The sequence below is a fragment of the Rhizobium sp. 01L419 genome, from assembly GCF_056400025.1.
This window is the reverse complement of record NZ_JBFTSM010000020.1, coordinates 33,270-49,974: the sequence shown is the minus strand read 5'-3', so window position 1 is coordinate 49,974 and position 16,705 is coordinate 33,270. Positions and strand designations below refer to the sequence as shown.

General features: G+C 59.0%; 15 protein-coding genes and 1 pseudogene. 3 read left to right on the top strand and 13 right to left on the bottom strand.

Annotation, left to right across the window (positions count from 1 at the left end; genetic code table 11):
- Positions 1–468 precede the first annotated feature (468 nt).
- A complete protein-coding gene (locus AC1DUP_RS30285; protein WP_477836404.1) occupies positions 469–609 on the top strand; it encodes a glycine zipper domain-containing protein in 141 nt (46 codons plus the stop codon).
- A gap of 256 nt (positions 610–865) precedes the next feature.
- Here the strand turns inward: AC1DUP_RS30285 and AC1DUP_RS30280 are convergent, their stop codons facing one another.
- Positions 866–1,264, bottom strand: a complete 399-nt coding sequence (locus AC1DUP_RS30280; protein WP_477836515.1) for a transcription termination/antitermination NusG family protein — start codon at positions 1,262–1,264, stop codon at positions 866–868.
- 108 nt (positions 1,265–1,372) lie between these two features.
- On the opposite strand from AC1DUP_RS30280, the pseudogene AC1DUP_RS30275 reads away from it, so the two are divergent.
- A pseudogene (locus AC1DUP_RS30275) lies at positions 1,373–1,960 on the top strand (IS66 family transposase); the annotation flags it as partial.
- 59 nt (positions 1,961–2,019) lie between these two features.
- Here AC1DUP_RS30275 and AC1DUP_RS30270 read toward each other — a convergent pair.
- The 4 genes from AC1DUP_RS30270 to AC1DUP_RS30255 are packed head-to-tail and all read right to left on the bottom strand — an operon-like array spanning position 2,020 to position 6,947.
- Positions 2,020–4,389, bottom strand: a complete 2,370-nt coding sequence (locus tag AC1DUP_RS30270; protein ID WP_477836402.1) for a CehA/McbA family metallohydrolase domain-containing protein — start codon at positions 4,387–4,389, stop codon at positions 2,020–2,022.
- A 12-nt stretch (positions 4,390–4,401) separates the two neighbouring features.
- Complete coding sequence (locus AC1DUP_RS30265) at positions 4,402–5,172, bottom strand: ABC transporter permease (RefSeq protein WP_477836400.1); 771 nt, start codon at positions 5,170–5,172, stop codon at positions 4,402–4,404.
- Between the two features lie 10 nt (positions 5,173–5,182).
- Positions 5,183–6,178 carry an ABC transporter substrate-binding protein gene (locus AC1DUP_RS30260; RefSeq protein ID WP_113297669.1) on the bottom strand — a complete coding sequence of 332 codons (996 nt, stop codon included), beginning with the start codon at positions 6,176–6,178 and terminating at the stop codon, positions 5,183–5,185.
- A 13-nt stretch (positions 6,179–6,191) separates the two neighbouring features.
- Positions 6,192–6,947, bottom strand: a complete 756-nt coding sequence (locus AC1DUP_RS30255; protein WP_477836397.1) for an ABC transporter ATP-binding protein — start codon at positions 6,945–6,947, stop codon at positions 6,192–6,194.
- Between the two features lie 216 nt (positions 6,948–7,163).
- On the opposite strand from AC1DUP_RS30255, the gene AC1DUP_RS30250 reads away from it, so the two are divergent.
- Positions 7,164–7,886: a GntR family transcriptional regulator gene (locus tag AC1DUP_RS30250; protein ID WP_115038160.1), complete on the top strand. Its 723-nt coding sequence runs from the start codon at positions 7,164–7,166 to the stop codon at positions 7,884–7,886.
- An 88-nt stretch (positions 7,887–7,974) separates the two neighbouring features.
- On the opposite strand, the gene AC1DUP_RS30245 is transcribed toward AC1DUP_RS30250, so the two are convergent.
- From AC1DUP_RS30245 to AC1DUP_RS30210, 8 genes are all read right to left on the bottom strand, one after another.
- Positions 7,975–8,292, bottom strand: a complete 318-nt coding sequence (locus tag AC1DUP_RS30245) for a MurR/RpiR family transcriptional regulator (protein ID WP_477836395.1) — start codon at positions 8,290–8,292, stop codon at positions 7,975–7,977.
- A gap of 18 nt (positions 8,293–8,310) precedes the next feature.
- Positions 8,311–8,931, bottom strand: coding sequence for a dual specificity protein phosphatase family protein (locus AC1DUP_RS30240; protein ID WP_115038164.1), 621 nt, complete (start codon positions 8,929–8,931; stop codon positions 8,311–8,313).
- A 96-nt stretch (positions 8,932–9,027) separates the two neighbouring features.
- Entirely contained in the window at positions 9,028–9,912 is an 885-nt protein-coding gene (locus tag AC1DUP_RS30235) for an inositol monophosphatase family protein (RefSeq protein ID WP_115038166.1), read from the bottom strand.
- Between the two features lie 59 nt (positions 9,913–9,971).
- Positions 9,972–11,096 carry an ABC transporter substrate-binding protein gene (locus AC1DUP_RS30230; protein ID WP_115038168.1) on the bottom strand — a complete coding sequence of 375 codons (1,125 nt, stop codon included), beginning with the start codon at positions 11,094–11,096 and terminating at the stop codon, positions 9,972–9,974.
- A gap of 42 nt (positions 11,097–11,138) precedes the next feature.
- A complete protein-coding gene (locus AC1DUP_RS30225; RefSeq protein WP_115038170.1) occupies positions 11,139–12,278 on the bottom strand; it encodes an ABC transporter substrate-binding protein in 1,140 nt (379 codons plus the stop codon).
- Positions 12,279–12,300: 22 nt separating this feature from the next.
- Positions 12,301–13,428 carry an ABC transporter substrate-binding protein gene (locus tag AC1DUP_RS30220; protein ID WP_115038172.1) on the bottom strand — a complete coding sequence of 376 codons (1,128 nt, stop codon included), beginning with the start codon at positions 13,426–13,428 and terminating at the stop codon, positions 12,301–12,303.
- A 41-nt stretch (positions 13,429–13,469) separates the two neighbouring features.
- Positions 13,470–14,603 (bottom strand): ABC transporter ATP-binding protein, encoded by a 1,134-nt coding sequence (locus AC1DUP_RS30215; protein ID WP_477836391.1) that lies wholly within the window; start codon positions 14,601–14,603, stop codon positions 13,470–13,472.
- On the bottom strand, positions 14,603–16,456 hold the full coding sequence (locus tag AC1DUP_RS30210; RefSeq protein WP_115038176.1) for an ABC transporter permease: 1,854 nt from the start codon (positions 16,454–16,456) through the stop codon (positions 14,603–14,605). Before AC1DUP_RS30210 ends, AC1DUP_RS30215 begins: the two co-directional genes overlap by 1 nt.
- Positions 16,457–16,705: the final 249 nt, after the last annotated feature.

The following is a 16,705-nucleotide window of genomic DNA, read 5'->3' as shown; positions in this document are numbered from 1 at the left end:
GCGCGGAGCCCGAATTGCGATGAAATCCCTTTGTGCGTCGGCATTGGGTCTGTGACAATCGTGCGGATCACTGGAGGGAAGCCGTTTGGAACATTCCTGTTTCTGGTTGTTTTGACGGCCATGAGCGATACCGAACAAAAAAGCCATCAGGGCATGATCAGATACGTGCTGACGACATTTGTCGTCGCGATCATCGTCGCGGTTGCTTATCTGGTTTTCTTCACGCCTGGAAAGGCTGAACCGGTCTCGCCGGCCCGAGGAGGTCCCCATGCGATACTTTGTCTATGCGATCCACGCGGACGAGACACGAAACCGCCTGCTGGATGTATTCGATAACACAGTCGAAGCCGGAGCAATGGAGCAGGAACGGCAACTACTTTATCAGGATGTTTCCTGCAGAGAATGTCGAGGAAGCGCGGGTCAAGGCCGATAAGGTGCAGCCGATCCCCCTAATGTTCTACTGATGTCATGGCACTGGAAATCGGGATTGGGATCGGCTTTGGCGCGATCCTCGGTGCAACGTTCTTCGACAATGCTCCTGTCGGCATGTCGATCGGCATCGCTGTTGGAGCCGCTTGTGGCTGGGCATTTTCTAAAAGGCTGAGATAGGAAGACGCATTTCTCGTGCGGATTGCTGTTTATCCGCGTGGACCGGCGACCCTGCGCACTGAACATCCACAAATCAGTGCGCAGAATATAACCGGATTGTTATACCTAAGCAAAATGTCACACGAGATTACTCAAGGCATTCAGCGTTTCCGTTATGAATGCTCCTGAAGACGGCGACGACAGGCTCGCTGAGAAGCCGCCCGCCGCTCAGTGAACTGCGACCGGCGAATCCTGCGAGTGTTGGGATTACCTCGCTTCACGCGGATCGGCTGCTGCCGCTCAATCTTTTCTTCCCCCGACGACGAGCCCGCGCGAACAGGAAGTTCTGCTCCTGCTCCAACTGGATGTACCGAAGCCGGTCGATCGTCTCCTGAGCAAACTCGAACGGCATTTGACGTTCCTCATAGCGCTTGGTGAAGCGCAGGATCTTGCTGACGCCGTCGGCCTCTTCCACGGCCCGATAATCGTGAGGACCGATGTTGACGAACAGGTATCCGGTGAAGGTCGGGAAGCGGCGCTCGATCCAGTGGCCCTGAGGATGATGGCGGACCTCAATGCGATAGCTCGGCATGAGGGCTTCGAAGCCCTCGCTACGCAGGTTGCTTCGATGACGCTGTGGCCGGCGCGATCCTGACCTTCCCGCATAGACAGGCAGTGCTGAGCGTCAGGTGCAGTCTTGACGGCAAACCATGTCTCGACGGGTGCGTAACGCCTGCCCTCGCCTCTCCTAGCTTCCAGGAATTCCACTTCGGGAACGGCTTCGTACCAGCCGGGCCGCGGCCAGATTACCCTCAGACCTTCCTGGGTGATTATCGCGGCATATTGGTGAGCGATGGCTATACCGCGCACATTGGATGGCGCGACCAATGTCGGATGCATGGCCCATTCCAGGCAACGCTTCGTCGAAGCCCTCAAGACCAGAAAGAATGGTGGCGGCCGCCGGAGCAAGCTCTCCGGTTCTTTGAGCAGCTCTACCGGATCGAAAGGCAGGCGCGAGACGAAAGCCCGACGTCGGTGAAATGCAGGCTGACTGCACTCACCGCTTTCGGCAACAGCACAGCTTGCCTGTCCTGAACGCCCTAAAGGCGTGGCTAGACGCCATCGCGCCGAAGGTTGTGCCGGGTACTAAGCTCGGCGACGCGTTGTCCTACACTTTGAACATGCGATTACCTGACGCGCTACACCAGCGACGGCAGGATGCCGATAGATAGCAACATTCTGGAACGCGACATCACAGTTTTGCCACCGGAAGAATATCGTGGCTGTTCAGCGATCCGCCGCGGGAGCCAAGGCCAGCGCTGTAATTTACAGTCTGATAGTGACTTGCCGCGCCTGTGGCGTCGACCCACTCACGAAGTCGACGCCCAGCTCACGCGACCACCTTCCGGATGACTGCGGCCTACCCTTAGTTCAAGCTGTCATGAACAACGGCGACGTCCAGATACGGGATTGATCCCTCTGTCTCGCTGTTAGGAAAAGCGGATGTTCGCGTCCATCCTGCAATCCGAGTTCGGCAATCGGTATCTCGCCTGAGAGATCTCGCGGCAAGGTATGATCGGTGATGCGCTCCAACAGAAGCCTAAGCTCGACCCCCGGAAGATCGACCGAGATGAGGCCTTTTTCGATCAGCTCGTTTCCGCTTGCCTCCAGCAACACTTCGGGAGCATGAACATGTGGCGGCGGCTGCAGCGGATCTCCGATCTTGCTGTAGCCGTGGAGCTTCGCGGCGATGGCGATGCGCGCGTCGCGCAGGTCGGAAAGCGTCAGTTCGATTCCGTCGACGTCGCCATGTGTTGCCGTCCTGAAGCCGAGGGTGCCGAGCCCAGTGCGCCACACGCTTTGTTCGGGATGATCGAAACCGACCCCATGCACGTCCAGCAGCGCTGCACCTGTGACAGCTACCTCGCCGTTCCAATAGGCCGCCCGATAGCGATCCTTGATACGCGCGCCGCCGAAGCGGATACGCACACTCTGCTCACTGAGCCCGGCTTCGGTATGTAGATCGCGTCGCCAAACAACGCGATCGCCGTCGAAGAGCTGAACCTCCTCCCAGCCGGAATGGCCGAGCAGGCGGTAAGATAGCGGCTCTTCGGACTCGGCGCTGAACACCTCGCCCATGAAATGTTTTCCCTGGGACAGAACCGCAAAACTCCGTTCGCCAGTCGTGGCAAAAGTGCGTCTCGCCCGAAGCGCGCGGCCAACGCCGGAGCGATCGAAACGATCGGCAACGACGCCGGTAAGCCCGCCGCGCGCACCAAAGGTCCCGGTCGCTGGCGCACCACCGCCACAACGGCCCTGGTGTTCGTCGCTGGCTGCGGAAGCGCCGACCCTGTATCCGCGAGCGAGAGCGTCAGCGTAGAGCCAATGGAATTGTCCCCAGGCGGAGCCAATCTCGATCAGTCGTTCCAGCTCAGGATGGTTCCAATCCAGAATGCAGCGCCTGCCACCCACATGCGGGATCAGCAAATGGCCCTCCGGATCATCCTGATAGGCGCCATAGAGCCTATCGACCGGCCATATCCCAGGACGGATCGCTCCCGCCGTCGTCTCGTTCCATTCGAAAGAGCGAAGGGAGCGCCCCTGCTCGTCGAAGGGAAACCGGGGCTTGCCGTCGCGCAGGAAGACGATGTTGCGGTCGCCGCCGGCAGCGGAGTTGCCGCACCATTCGGTGCCCGGATAGCAGACGAAGCGACCGGGCTCGTTGAGATCGTGGATGATCTCCACGGCCTTGTCCCAATTCGCCTCGGTGATGTTGAAGTCGTTGACGGTGTAGCCCACCACGTCAAGCCCGGCGATATCACGTCCATACGTGAGATTGTAGGTCGCGTCATTGGTGCCGACGGTGTCGTCGGAATGGACGTGCAGATCCGCATAGAGAGGGCGCAAGGCGCCCTCTTCGCTCTGGACATAGGCGACACCCGCGGCGACGGAGGGTTCGCCGTTCAGCCATGCTTCCAATTTCCATTCGCCGGCCTCGGCAGAGGAAAGGCCGGAAATCCGCGCGAATGCCCAGCCTTCCCCCGCGAATGCCACTGGCTCCGTTCGCTGCCTGCCATCCGGGGCGGTAATGACGAGCATTCCCTGCAGGTCGCGATCATGGCAGGTGTTCCCCCATATGTCGTCGACGCGCACGATCGTATCGAAGGATTGACCGAGGCCGACCAGCCGCGGGGCGATGACCTGAAGGGCATACGGCTGGCCGGCCGCGATTTCCAGTTTACAGTCGCCTGGCACTTCCGCAAATTTCGAGCTGCCCAGCGGATCGACGAACAGCCGGAAACGGAACGCCTTCTCCACGAAAGTCTGCACACGGGTGCCGCCGCCGCCCTGGCGCCGATCGCCCAGGCGGATGACGATCCTGTCGCCGGGATTGAGATAGCCGTCGACAACGTCGATGATGACAGCCTTCTGGAAGGGACGTTCATGTCCCTTCTGATCGAAACGCACTTTCAGTGCCTGAACCGTGCTCGGGCTTTGCCCCGGGACCAGAGGGCCGGCGTGATATTCGGCGGAAACATAGTTGGCGGCCGTCGGGTCCGTTGTCTGGAACAGCGCCCAATCGGAATAGAACTTGAAGGCGAGCTTCAGCCATGCTCCGTCTGCGAGACCGACAGCGCCGACCTCATAAACGAGCTCTAATTCAGTCCACTCACCGGCCGTCAACGTCTGCCTCTGGCAGGTCAGACGGCCGAGAAAGGGCAGAGTGTCGAAATGATCGGCAAGCCCCGTCGGAGAATGGGTGCTGGTTTGAAACATCTTGTGCGGTAAAATCTCTGTCATGGGAAATGTCCGTTATTGTCCGCGCCAGCCTTCGTAGCGGCGCTCTATCCGTCGAAACACGAGGCTCTCCATCAGCCACGCGGTCAGTCCAATCAGCGTGATGCCGAGGAGCACCTGCGCCGAATTGCCGAGCTGCCCGCCCATGGAGACCATCCAGCCGATCCCTTGAGATGCGCCGATCATCTCGGCCGCGACAAGCGCGCGCCATGCCTGGGCAAAACCGATGCGCAATGCGGCCGTGAGGAAAGGGAGAGAGGCGGGAAGATATACGTGGGCCAGCAATTGCAGCCGTCTGGCTCCCAGGATGCGTGCTGCACGCACCTCGCCGCTGTTGATGGAAAGCACCCCTTCCTGGATCGTCAGCGCCATCGGAAAGGCCGATGCGATGAATATGACGACGGCGATCGAGAGATATCCGAGGCCGAAGAAGATCAGCGACAGCGGCGCCCAGGCGATCGGAGGGATGGCCATGAAAAGACCGAGCAGCGGCTGGGCGAATTCGCGAAACGGCCGCCAAAGCCCGGCGGACACGCCGATGAGCACGGCAGCCACGACGGCTGCGCCGAAGCCGCCGAATTCCCGCAACAAGCTCGCTATGACCTGGCGGCCCAGCTCGCCCGACCGGATCCAGCGGAGCCCTTCGGCCGCCACGTCCCACGGCTGCGGCAGCACATAGGAGGGAACGCGGCTTGCCGCGAGGCACCACACGACAATCAGGAACGGAAGCGCTGCCCAGCGCCAGGACGGTTGCGGAAAACGCAGCCGCGCTGCCAACGTCTTCATCGATCGGATCTCATCGTTGAGCGGCCGCTTTTGCCGCGAAGCTGTCGTCAATAATGTCGTCGACATTCAGGCGCTTGTCGAGAAAGCCGAGGGCGACCGAGTAGTCGATGAGCCGCTGGATGAAGGCACGGTCGGACGGCTCGATTTCCGCCGACCACCCAAGGCGCTTCCTCGCCTCCGCGACGATCGCTTCCGGTGGCACGACGCTTCCGTCCGCGGCCTTCAGGGATTCCAGCTTAAAGCTTCGGGCGATGATCCGGTCGGCCTCTTCAGGGTGCTCTCGCAGAAAGGCGATGGCCTTCGAATTCGCCCGCAACAGTTTCACGAGATCATCCGGGCGTTCCTTCAGTGTCTTGGCGGGCGCTGCCACGACGTACCAGGGATAACCGGGCAGAGCGCCGTTGACGTCGAAGACGACGCGACCTGCACCGCGGAGCACCGATTGGCTGATGAAGGGCTCCCATAAAAAGGCTGCATCGACGACGCCGGTATCGAGGGCGGCGTTCATATTGCCCACGGGCATTTGCGACAGTGCAAGATCGGTGTCCGGGTTGAGGCCGGCGGCCTCTTTCAGAACATACCCGCGCAGCAGCACGTCCATGCCGCTGCCCTTGTTGACGCCGGCAAGCCTCTTGCCCTTAAGGTCGGAAAGCGCGTGGATGGGGCCGTCCGCCTTTGCGATAACCGCTGCCTGACCATAGTTGACCTTGGCGATGATCTTCGCGTCGAGCCCGCGCGCTGCCCATTGATAGACCGGGGGCGCGCCGATATAGGCCACATCGATTTCGCCTGCGGCCACTGCCTGCTGGATGACGGGACCATCGCCGAAACCCTTGAGTTCGACGTTCAAGCCCTCGTCCCGAAAATAGCCTTTCTCCTCGGCGATCAGGGCAGGCGCATTCGCCATGGCCTGGACCCAGCCAATGCGAAGCGGCCGCGGATCCTCGGCATGGGCGGGCAGAGCCGCTGCAAGGGCGAGAAGAACTGCAGGCAGAATGTGTTTCATCGGATGCTCCCCTTCAGGTAACGCGTTGATTGCTGGTCATGACCTTGGCGATTTCCTCGCCGAGCCGTTCGCGCAGTTCTGCGAAGAGCGGATTGGCTCTCGTGCCACGCTGATCGCGAGGACGCGGCAGATCGATCGCCACTTCGGCGGTGATGCCTGCCGGCGGCAGCCCGAGGACGAGAACCCTGTCGGCGAGATAGATCGCTTCGTCGATGTCATGAGTGATGAACAGGACGGTCTTGCCCAAGCTCGACCAGATGCGAAGCAATTCGTCGTTAAGGGATGCACGCGTCATGGCGTCGAGCGCTGCGAATGGTTCATCCATGAGCAGAAGACGCGGCTCGAGCGCCAGTGAGCGCGCCAGCGCAACCCGTTGACGCTGGCCGCCCGACAATCGGTGAGGCGGCTCATGCGCCTGCTCTTCCAGACCGACGAGCCGCAGAAAATGCAGCGCGACGGCTCGCTGCTCTTGGGACGATCCACGGCGATTCATGCGCAGGCCAAAGCGGACGTTTTCCAGCACGCTCAGCCAAGGGAAGAGGTTTGGCGACTGAAATACATATCCGAGGACCGGATGCTCCGGCACAACAGGCGCGCAATCTATGGTGATATGCCCCGATTGCGGGCGCAGGAAGCCCGAGAGAAGATTAAGGAGCGTTGACTTGCCACAACCGGACGGACCGAGGATCGCCACGAATTCTCCCGGGCGAGCTTTCAGCGAAAACCGTTCGAATATGCCGCGCCGGTTTTGGGGATATGCGAAAGACATACCGTCCACCGAAAAGGCGGCGCCGGATGAAATCTGCCGTGGTGTAGCTGGAGATGCCATGCTGCTTTAGGACGACCCTGGATTGGAGTTGCCCTAATTTTTAATACATTATAATACAGGTTATCAATGTGAAGAATTCCCCTTGTGTGGCAGCAATAGGGAACGCTATTCCAAAGCTTTGTTGCTCCGTGGTCATTTCGACCCAATGGAAGATAGATGAGTCTCATACGGAACAACCCGGTGGCTATGTACCTGCAGATCGCAGATCGCCTTCGTGCCGAAATCACCGAAGGCGTATACGAGCCCTCCGGGCGGCTCCCGTCGGAATCGCAGATTATGGCACGCTTCACGGTCAGTCGCGTCACCGTCCGGCTGGCGCTCGAACAGCTCGATAAGGATGGGCTGATCGAGCGCCGGAAAGGCAAGGGCACTTTCGTGGCCGGCAAGCAGGTGCGCCATCAGATCGATACGCTGCGTAGCTTTCACGAGTCGCTGAAAGTCCAAGGCTTCGATGCCACCATGCGCATTATCGAACTGAGCGCCATTGAAACGCCATCAGCTTTCACCTCGCTGTTCGGAACGAAATGTGCGCTTCTTGAGCGGCTTCATGTGGTGAATGACGAACCAATTGCATTGGGCCGAAGCCTCTTGCCAGCCTTCATGTCGGATCTGCGGCGAGAGTTCGCCGAACAGCTACCGACTTATACACTTCTCAAAGACAGAGCCGGTGTAGACATTGTCTCCGCCGAGATCGCGATCGGGGCACGTGCCGTCTCGCCTCGGATAACGTCGCTGATCGGAGCGGTGGAAAATGCGGTCCTGCTTGTGCTCGGACGAAGCTCCTATTTCGAAACCGGCGCTTGTGCCGAAAAGTCTGAATTTTTTATTCGACCGGAGCGCTACCAATTTGTCCTCGGCAGTCGAATGCCCGAGCGCTGAGTTCGAGTACTTGCTCTTGAGCAGATTTGAACCGCCGGCGTGGAGGTCAAATCGAGCAGGCACATTTGATGATGAAAATCGTCCGCGATTAAGCTCGCCTCGATGCCGTTGATTTGAAATGTGCTCGAAACAAATCCTTGAAATCGGCGAAGCTCTCGCATCCCGCCGCTTTGGCCGCCCGGGATACGGTCGTCGGCCCCACGCAGCATTCAGCAGCGATCGATTGTACCGTACCGAAGGCGATCGCTTCCGGCTTTTCAAGGGCAAGCCGGGCGACGCGCTCGGACTGGCAGGCAAACACGATCACACGCGCCGCGATCATATTCTTAAGGTCTTCCAGATCCCTTGGCCTGCTGTTGGAAGTTTGCCGTTTCATGAAGCACCATAGACAAAGGGCGATCGACACCAACCATAATAAGCGGGGTTATTGGGCAGCGTCGATCATCCTGATCCATTCCGCGGCCCGCCGTGCAGCCTCGGCGAGAACCGGCTTCGGCGCCTTGTAATATTCATCGGCAGGCAATTCTCGCCGCAGCCGAACGAAGGTGATTGCGTCGTCCAAGGTCGGAAACTCGTCAGGCAATGTCAGATGCAGGAAAAGCGAAACCACGGCGACAGATCGAGAACGTCCACCGCGGCAGTTGACCAGCACGCTGCCCCGATCGCGGCGCGGATAGGATGGTTTGTCAGGCAGGATCTGTTCAAGTGCTGCACGCAGGATGTAATGCGCGGCCACCATCTGCGTTTGCGGATTGCCGACGCCGTCGATCAGTCCGATCTTGTAGTAGCGGATCTCGCCTGGCCCGTAGATGCTGCCCACGTGATCGGAAACGATCTTCTCCTGCTGCACAAAATTGAAATCGAGATTGACGGCGCAATTGACGACGGTCGTGATGCCGTTTTTTCGAAGAAGCCCAAGATCGCTCGCGCCTTCCTTCCCAGAGATGAACAGGTCGACCCCATAAAGAGGATGCGCTTCGTAGATCAGGCTAAGCTTGGGAAGAAGCTGATCTTCCTGTCCGATTGAAATTTCAGGTTTTGTCATGTTTGTCTCCGAGCGGCACCGCGCCTATCGGCCACGGACCAAGATAATCAGGCGGGCAGGAAGCAGAACCCGCCGATGGTTCGTCCAGTGAGCCGCCTAAGCGGCCGCCCTGGCATCCCTTTCACTGGAAATGGATCGCGCCACACGTTCCAATGTCGGGTAATTTGCGCCAGCGCCAGTTGCGATATAACCAGGGCAGAGAAAATCGGCAGAGCCCAGCGGGACCTTGCCGAGTGTTAGTGGTTCATAGTTCCCGCCGGCATTTTTCAGGATCAACGAGGCTGCTGCCACGTCCCACGCGTTCACGCCAAATCCCGCGGCAGCGTCCGCCCAACCCGCAGCGACATGTGCGATGCTCAGAGCCGCACTGCCGGGACGGCGTAGCGTCGAAAATGTCTCGACGAGCATGCCCATATTGGCGAGCGCAACCTCCCGACCGTCCAATCGAAAATCACGCGCAACCGGATAGCCCGTGATCAGTGTCGCGTGCACCTCTTCACCAACCGACCACGAACAAAGAGGCTGATCGTTTAGGCTGGAAGCGTTGATATCTGCGCTGAACATCATTCCGGCGACAGGATCGTAGATCGCGCCGGCAACAACCTCCCCATCGATCACCGCGGCAATGGCGACGCACCAGAAGGCAAGGCCGCGGGCGAAGTTTGCCGTGCCGTCGATCGGATCGACATACCACTGGATGGTGCCGCTTCCTTCCTGTCCGCCTTCTTCCCCCATGATGGCCGAATTGGGTTCATGTTCGAGAATGAAGGCGCGGATAGTGTTCTCGGCCTGTTTATCGTGGATGGTGACGATGTCGTGAAGATCGACTTTGTAATCGACCGAAATGGTGGATCGGAAGGCAGCGAGAAGTGGTTCACGAACGGCAAGTGCCGCACCTTTTGCAATTTCCATCAGCCGACGGGAGCGCAGAAGGGGCTCTTCGGTCTGAGGATCGAGCTTGTCGCGATTAGAGCTTTGCATGAGCATATCCAGTCTGTCATTTCAGGATAGATCCCGGCGCTTGGAGCGCCGGAGGTTGCCTACTTGGTGTAGTTTAAGCGCCAGAAATCCTGCCATTCTTCGCGCCGGTCGAAATCATCAAGACCGGTCGATGAGTCATAGGCCTGCAGTCTGTCGGCAACCTTCATTAGACCTGACGGCTCGTCGTCGGGCATCTTGACGTCGATATTGGTCGGCAATTTGCCGTCCTTCATCTGGGGCGCAATGCCCTCTTCAGTCAGGATGTAATGGATGAAGAGCTTTGCGGTATTCGGGCTCTGCGACTTGGACGCGATCAGGCCGAGCTTGATGTAGTTCCAACCGACCCAGGGCTCGAGTTTTGTGCAGATGCCGAGCTTGTAACCCTTGTCCTTGTTGTCGCGGAACTTGGCCGAGCTGAGCAGCCCGAAGAACGGTTCCTTCTGGCCAGGCGCGCCCACGGCCTCGGAGATGCGATCATCGCTGTCGGTCGCCAGTGGCGCATTCTGCGCCAAGGCCTTGATCCAGGCAGCGGCTGCGCTCATCTCGCTCGTCTCGAGTTCCTCGCCGAACCGGGCCTTGTGAGCGGCGGCGACAGCATCGCTGCCGTGAGCCTCCAGTTGGTTGAACCAATCGGTATAATTTCCCTTTGTCAGCGGATCGATAATCGCAACCTTGCCCTTCCATTTCGGCTCCGTCAGTTCCCAGATATTGGCGACAGGGCACTTGTCATAGGCTTCGGTATTATAGGCCCAGACATTGGCATTGGTGGAGATCGCCAGGGGATTTTGAAACTGCTCAGGGATCTTCGCGGTCATATCCGCAGGTACGTAGTTTTCGACGAATTTTTCGGGTAGAAGCTGCGCCAACGCCGCGGGAGCGTCAGTGATCAGGAGCACATCGCCCTGGACATTATTCGACTGGCTTTCCCGGATAATCATCTCGAGCTGGCTGTTGGCCGAAACCTTCATACCGGTCGCCTTCAGACCGTACTTGGCGCTGAAATTCTCGGCCATCTCGACGATCTTGCCGGTACTGTCGTAGACGTTGATCGGCTTTTCGCTTTTGGCCGCGCTGATCAGCGTATCGATAGCGGCGGCGTCACCGGCTGCAGCCGTAGCAACGGAGATCAGAGACCCAGCGACGACAGTCGCCAGGCCTATAAAAGAGATCGCAATTCTGTTCATGGTTCCCTCCCAGGAAGAAGACGAAAGAGCGGGCTTCGACGCTTATTTCTTGTAGTTCATGCGCCAGAAATCCTGCCAGCTCTCACGCTTGTCGAGATCGGCAGCGGCTGTGGACGCATCGAATGCCATAAGCTCCTTGATGTGGCCGGCGACACCAGACGGTTCGTCTACGGGCAACTGGATCGTTGAATTGCCGGAGATTTTCCCATCTGCCGTCTGCGGTGCTATTCCCTCTTCCGTCATCAGGTAGCGCACAAAAAGTTTTGCCGCATTCGGGCTCTTTGTCTGTGCCGCAATCAGACCCAAACCCGGATAGAGGAAGCCGGAGAAAGGCTGGACACCCGAGCAAAGGCCAAGCTTCAGGCCCTTTGCCTGGTTGTCCCGGTACTTTGCCGTCGACGTGATCACAAAAAATGGGTCTGATTGGCCGGGCGCCCCGGCTGCGTCAGCGACAGTCGTCGAGTCCGAAAGCAACGGCCCGTTTTGGGCAAATGCCTTGACCCAGGCGGCAGTGGCACTCTCTCCGCTGGTGTCGAGCTTCTTGCCATAGAGCGCCTCATAGGCCTTGGCCACATCGGCATCGTGATGCATCTCGATCTGGTTGAACCAGTCTGCATATAAGGGCTTGTCGAAAAGGTCGAGCATGGCAAGCTTGCCCTTCCACTGCGGTTCGGTCAGCTGCCAGATGTTTGTGACCGGGCATTTGTCGTATTTTTCAGTATTGTAGGTCCAGACATGGGCATCGGAGGCGATCACCAGGGGATCGCGTAGCGCTTCGGGAATATCCTTCCGCAGATCCGATGGCGCCCAGCTTTTGACGATGCCTTCGGGCAGGAGTTGGCCCATTGCGGTGGCGACATCGGTGGCGACGCTGACGTCACCGACGATGTTGCCGGCCTGATGCTCGCGGATCATCAATTCGATCTGTGTGGCCTCGTTGACCTTCTTGCCGCTGGCCTGCACGCCGTATTTCTTCGTGAAGGCCTGCGCCGTATCAACAATTTTGCCGGTGACGGCGTAAACCGTAATCGGCGGTTCTTTTTTTGCAGCTTCAATCAGCCCGTTCAGCTCAAACGCATCCTCGGCATGGACCGCATTGCAAAGTGCCGATGCACAGATAAGGGCAGCAATGCTGGCAATCAGTCCTCTTTTTGCCGATCTGGCTTCATTCGACATGGTCATGTCCMCCTCCCTGCTCCATCGATTATTTCTGGTAGTTAACTCGCCAAAAGTCCTGCCACGTTTCGCGGGCATCCCAGTCATCGAGGCTGGTCGTCATGGCGTAGGGCAGAAGCTGGGCGAGAACTTTGCCAATTCCGGAGGGCTCGTCTGCCGGAAGACTGACGTCCTTGTTCGTCGACATTTTGCCGTCGATCGCCTGGGGGGCGATGCCCTCTTCGGTCATGATGTAGTGCACGAATAGCTTGGCCGCGTTCGGACTATCGGTTCCCTTTGTAATGAGGCCAACACCGGGATAGAGCCAGCCGACCCAGGGCTTCAGGTCCTTGCAGAGACCAAGCTTCATGCCCTGATCGGCATTGTCGCGGAACTTGGCCGAGCTGATGAGGCCCATGAAGGGCTCGGATTGACCGGGCGCGCCGACTGCATCTGCGGCGGCCGCATCTGCATCGGTCAAGAGTGGTGCGTTGGCCGCGAGCGCTTTGACCCAAGCGGCGGTGGAGCTTTCCTCCTCGGTTTTCAGATCCTTGCCGTAATGCTCCTTGTAGGCTTGGGCGACCTTGTCGTCACCATGCTTTGCCATCTGATTGAACCAGTCAACGTAGGACGCTTTTCCGAGCGGATCCTGCATCGCGACTTTGCCTTTCCACTTCGGCTCGGTCAGTTCCCAGATATTGGTGACGGGGCATTTGTCGAAAATCTGGGTGTTATAGGCCCAGACATTCGCGCTCGTGACGACCGTCAGGGGATCCTGATACTCGGTCGGTATCTTGCTGGCGAGATCCGGCGGAAGCCAGCTCTCGGCAAAACCCTGAGGTATCAGCTGGGCCACGGCGGCAGGCGCATCGCTGACGATCGAAACGTCACCCTGGATGTTATTGGCGCGCGCCTCGCGAATGATCATCTCGAGCTGAGCGGACGCCTTGACCTTCGAGCCCTCGGCAGAAAGACCATATTTCTTGGCAAAATTCTTTGCCATTTCCACGATCTTGCCGGTGCTGTCATACACCGTGATCGGCTTTTCCTTCTTTGCGGCGGCAATCAACCCGTCAAGATCGAAGGGCTCGTCAGCCCTTGCCGCACTTCCCAATGTGGCCGCGACCGCGGTCGCGCACAGCAGGCGGTTCATGCCGCCAATCATAGTCCGCTTCATACTGTTCCTCCTTCAGCAAGCGTATCCTTTGTGGCGGGCCTTCAATTGAAGGCGCGCGCCCTCAACAGCGTATCGGCCTCCGAAATTCGCTCTCCATGCCCGTCGAAGACATGCAATGCTGCGGGTGGCGCATGGAAAAACACGCGTTCGCCGCCGTCGAGCCGCGGTAGAGCGTGGGTCGTCAAAAACAGCGTGTGGTTTTCGCTGCGCAATTCGAGGATCCAGCTGCCGCCGGTCGGCAGGACGCCGGTAACGGTCATCTCCCCGAAAAAATCACCTTGCGGCACCTCTTCTACCTTCAGGACATACCCCATCGCCTCTGGCCGGATACCGATAGAGCCGATGTGGGAAAGAGCCGGATAGCGCGACGAGAAATAGGCTTCGGCCTTGTCGGCGATATCGCAGACACCCGGCTGTCCAAATGTCAGGATGTTGATCGGCGGACTGCCGACGAATTCTGCAACGAAGCGATTGGCCGGACGATCATAGATGTCGTTGGGCGTGCCCATTTGCTGCAGCGTGCCTTCGTTCATGACCGCGATCGTGGTCGCAAGCGTCATCGCTTCCCATTGGTCATGGGTCACGAAAACGATGGTCGTCTTGAACTCCTTGTGCAGCCGCTTGAGTTCAGCGCGCATCTCGAGCCGCAGCCGAGCATCCAGATTCGACAGAGGTTCATCGAGAAGCAGGACGCCTGGATTGACGGCGAGCATGCGCGCCAGCGCGACACGCTGCTGCTGGCCGCCGGAAAGCTGCGACGGATAGCGATCGCGGTATTTGGCAATATCGAGCGCCTGCATCACGCGCTCGACGCGTGCCTCACGCTCGGCTTTCGGCAGTTTGCGCAGCCGCAAGCCGAAATCGGTGTTTCGCTCGATCGTCAGATGCGGCCAGAGCGCGTAGCTTTGGAAGACGAGACCCATCTCGCGCTTTTCGGGCGGGACGAAAACGCCTTCGGCAACGGAATCGATCAGCCTGTCTCCGACGCGAATTTCACCTCCGGACAGGTTTTCCAGCCCGGCGATCATCCTCAAAGTCGTCGTCTTGCCGCAGCCCGAAGGGCCGAGAAGGCACATGAATTCGYCATCGCGAATTTCCAGATCGAGGTCGGAGACCGCATTTGCCGAATTCACGCCGTAGTTTTTTTGCGCACCGCGCAGGTTGATCGTAGGCATCAGCTTCCAAGTCCTTCTGCAAGATTTGTGCGGGTCAGTTTCTGGGCCATCAGCGTGCCGAAATAAGCAATGCCGGCAATGATCAGGACCACGGCATTGGCCGCCTGGGTGTAGTGGTAATCGACCAGCCGCAGGGAATAGGTGGTCAGCACGTCGGTGCTCGGGACGGCGAGGATCACGAACAGGCTGAGGCCCTTGATCCCGGAAATGAAGGGCAGAAGCACGCCGGTCACCAGAGAACCTTTCTGGATGGGGATCACGATCGAGATCATGCGGCGCAACCATCCTGCTCCGGCGATCTGTGCTGCCTCTTCGGGATCCTTGCCGAGCTGCGTCATCGCGGAAATTCCGGCTCTGGAAGCATAAGGCATCTGATCAGCGATGAGGGCGAGCACGAGGATAGTCACGGTGCCGTAGAGCGCTGGCATCGGCCCGCGCGGGACGGCAAACAGAGAGAGGTAGGCGGCCGCAAATGCAATGCCCGGCACGAGATAGGGAAGGAACGTCACCTGGCGAAGATAGACCGACAAGGCACGCACCGGTGTGCGGATGACCACGTAGCCCACGAAGAGACCGAGAATACCAGAGGTCAGGGATGCAAGACCGACGATCATCAATGTGTTGCCGGCCGCCGCCCAAAGATCCGGGCTGAGGAGAATGCCTGTCTGCAGCGCGACCGTATCGAGATTGGTGCCGATCCAATAGTCGAGCGTGAAGTTGTCGAGCGTGAACTGGGCAGGAATTCTCATGACGGTCGACAAGGCGAGCGTCAACAATGGCAGGCCAACACTGAGCAGGAAGATCGCCGCCGCAAAACCTGTGGCCGGGAGACGCATATTGCCCAAGCGGCTTTGACGGTTCATCGAGCCCTTTGAACCGATGGTGACGAAACGGCGGGCTTCGCGCACCAGGCGTGCATCGATCATCAAGGTGATGATACCGATCACCATGATCGAGGCCGCAACGACACCTGCCACCCCGGTCTGGCGAGACGCGATGCTGCGAAACAGCGACGTGGAAAGCACTTCGAACTTCACAGGCAGGCCGAGGACATAGGGAACGCCGAATTCGCCAAGGCACTTTGCGAATATCAGGACCATCGACGACAGGAGCGCCGGCCGCATCAAAGGCAAAATGACCTGGAGTGCAACCTGATGGCGCCGGGCGCCGAGGATACGGGCCGAATCTTCAAGCTGGGAATCGAAGCGGCGGAGCGCTGACCCGAAAAGCAGGATCACGAACGGGGTATAATGCAAAGCAAGGATGATCGTGATCGGAAAACGACCGTAAGCGACCCAGTCGGGCGGCGTCATGCCCACCGCCTCGAACCAACCCGGCTGTCCGCCGATCGTGCGGTTCTTGAACAGGGTCGTCCAGGCAAGCGCAAAGGTCCAGGCCGGCAGCATGTAAGGGACAATCAAGGCCGTTGCAAACCACCGACGTCCGAACATGTCGGTACGGCTGATCAGCCAGGCCAGAGTCGTGCCGATCGCCAGAGAAAGGGCAATGGCGCCCAACGCAACGGTCAGCGTGTTGAGAAGCGGGTGCCAGAAGAGATCGGTCGCCACCGGCGAGAAGAATGTGCGATCAAGATAGTAGAAGGTGAAATCTCCCACCTCCTTGCCGAGCCGTCGCTCGTGCCCAAACTGAACACGAACGGCGTCGAAAATGATAGAAATGATGGGGACGACGATCAGATAGGTAAAGAGCAGCGCCGTCATGACACCGATCAGTGTCGTCGGCTCGCGCAACGCGACCTTGATCCGATAGCGCCACGCCTGCCACCCGGACGGCGTGGCGGCACTCCTGTTTCCGGGTGCTTGCGCTTTCGCCGTATCGCTTAAAAGTGCCATTGTACCTCCCATCATTGCCGCGCTTGAGTTGCCTGCCTCAGGCAAAAGCAGACACAGCAGAGCATCCGCCAAGCGGGCGGCCCTGGCGCATCGAGCGCGGAAAAGAAATTAGTCCTCCATCGACGGGCCTCTGCAGCCCGCCGTGCTGCCAAACGCACGGCTCCTCCCGGCGTTCACCCTCGGCGAGAGCAATGGAATAAGCATTCCATTTGCCCCTCTTTCTGGAACACATGATTCATCGAATTGACG

Excerpts from the sequence above, each read along its gene's own strand:
- AC1DUP_RS30285 (WP_477836404.1), top strand. The coding sequence starts at position 469 with ATGGCACTGGAAATCGGGATTGGGATCGGCTTTGGCGCGATCCTCGGT.
- AC1DUP_RS30270 (WP_477836402.1), bottom strand. The coding sequence starts at position 4,389 with ATGACAGAGATTTTACCGCACAAGATGTTTCAAACCAGCACCCATTCT.
- AC1DUP_RS30265 (WP_477836400.1), bottom strand. The coding sequence starts at position 5,172 with ATGAAGACGTTGGCAGCGCGGCTGCGTTTTCCGCAACCGTCCTGGCGC.
- AC1DUP_RS30260 (WP_113297669.1), bottom strand. The coding sequence starts at position 6,178 with ATGAAACACATTCTGCCTGCAGTTCTTCTCGCCCTTGCAGCGGCTCTG.
- AC1DUP_RS30255 (WP_477836397.1), bottom strand. The coding sequence starts at position 6,947 with ATGTCTTTCGCATATCCCCAAAACCGGCGCGGCATATTCGAACGGTTT.
- AC1DUP_RS30250 (WP_115038160.1), top strand. The coding sequence starts at position 7,164 with ATGAGTCTCATACGGAACAACCCGGTGGCTATGTACCTGCAGATCGCA.
- AC1DUP_RS30240 (WP_115038164.1), bottom strand. The coding sequence starts at position 8,931 with ATGACAAAACCTGAAATTTCAATCGGACAGGAAGATCAGCTTCTTCCC.
- AC1DUP_RS30235 (WP_115038166.1), bottom strand. The coding sequence starts at position 9,912 with ATGCAAAGCTCTAATCGCGACAAGCTCGATCCTCAGACCGAAGAGCCC.
- AC1DUP_RS30230 (WP_115038168.1), bottom strand. The coding sequence starts at position 11,096 with ATGAACAGAATTGCGATCTCTTTTATAGGCCTGGCGACTGTCGTCGCT.
- AC1DUP_RS30225 (WP_115038170.1), bottom strand. The coding sequence starts at position 12,278 with ATGACCATGTCGAATGAAGCCAGATCGGCAAAAAGAGGACTGATTGCC.
- AC1DUP_RS30220 (WP_115038172.1), bottom strand. The coding sequence starts at position 13,428 with ATGAAGCGGACTATGATTGGCGGCATGAACCGCCTGCTGTGCGCGACC.
- AC1DUP_RS30210 (WP_115038176.1), bottom strand. The coding sequence starts at position 16,456 with ATGGCACTTTTAAGCGATACGGCGAAAGCGCAAGCACCCGGAAACAGG.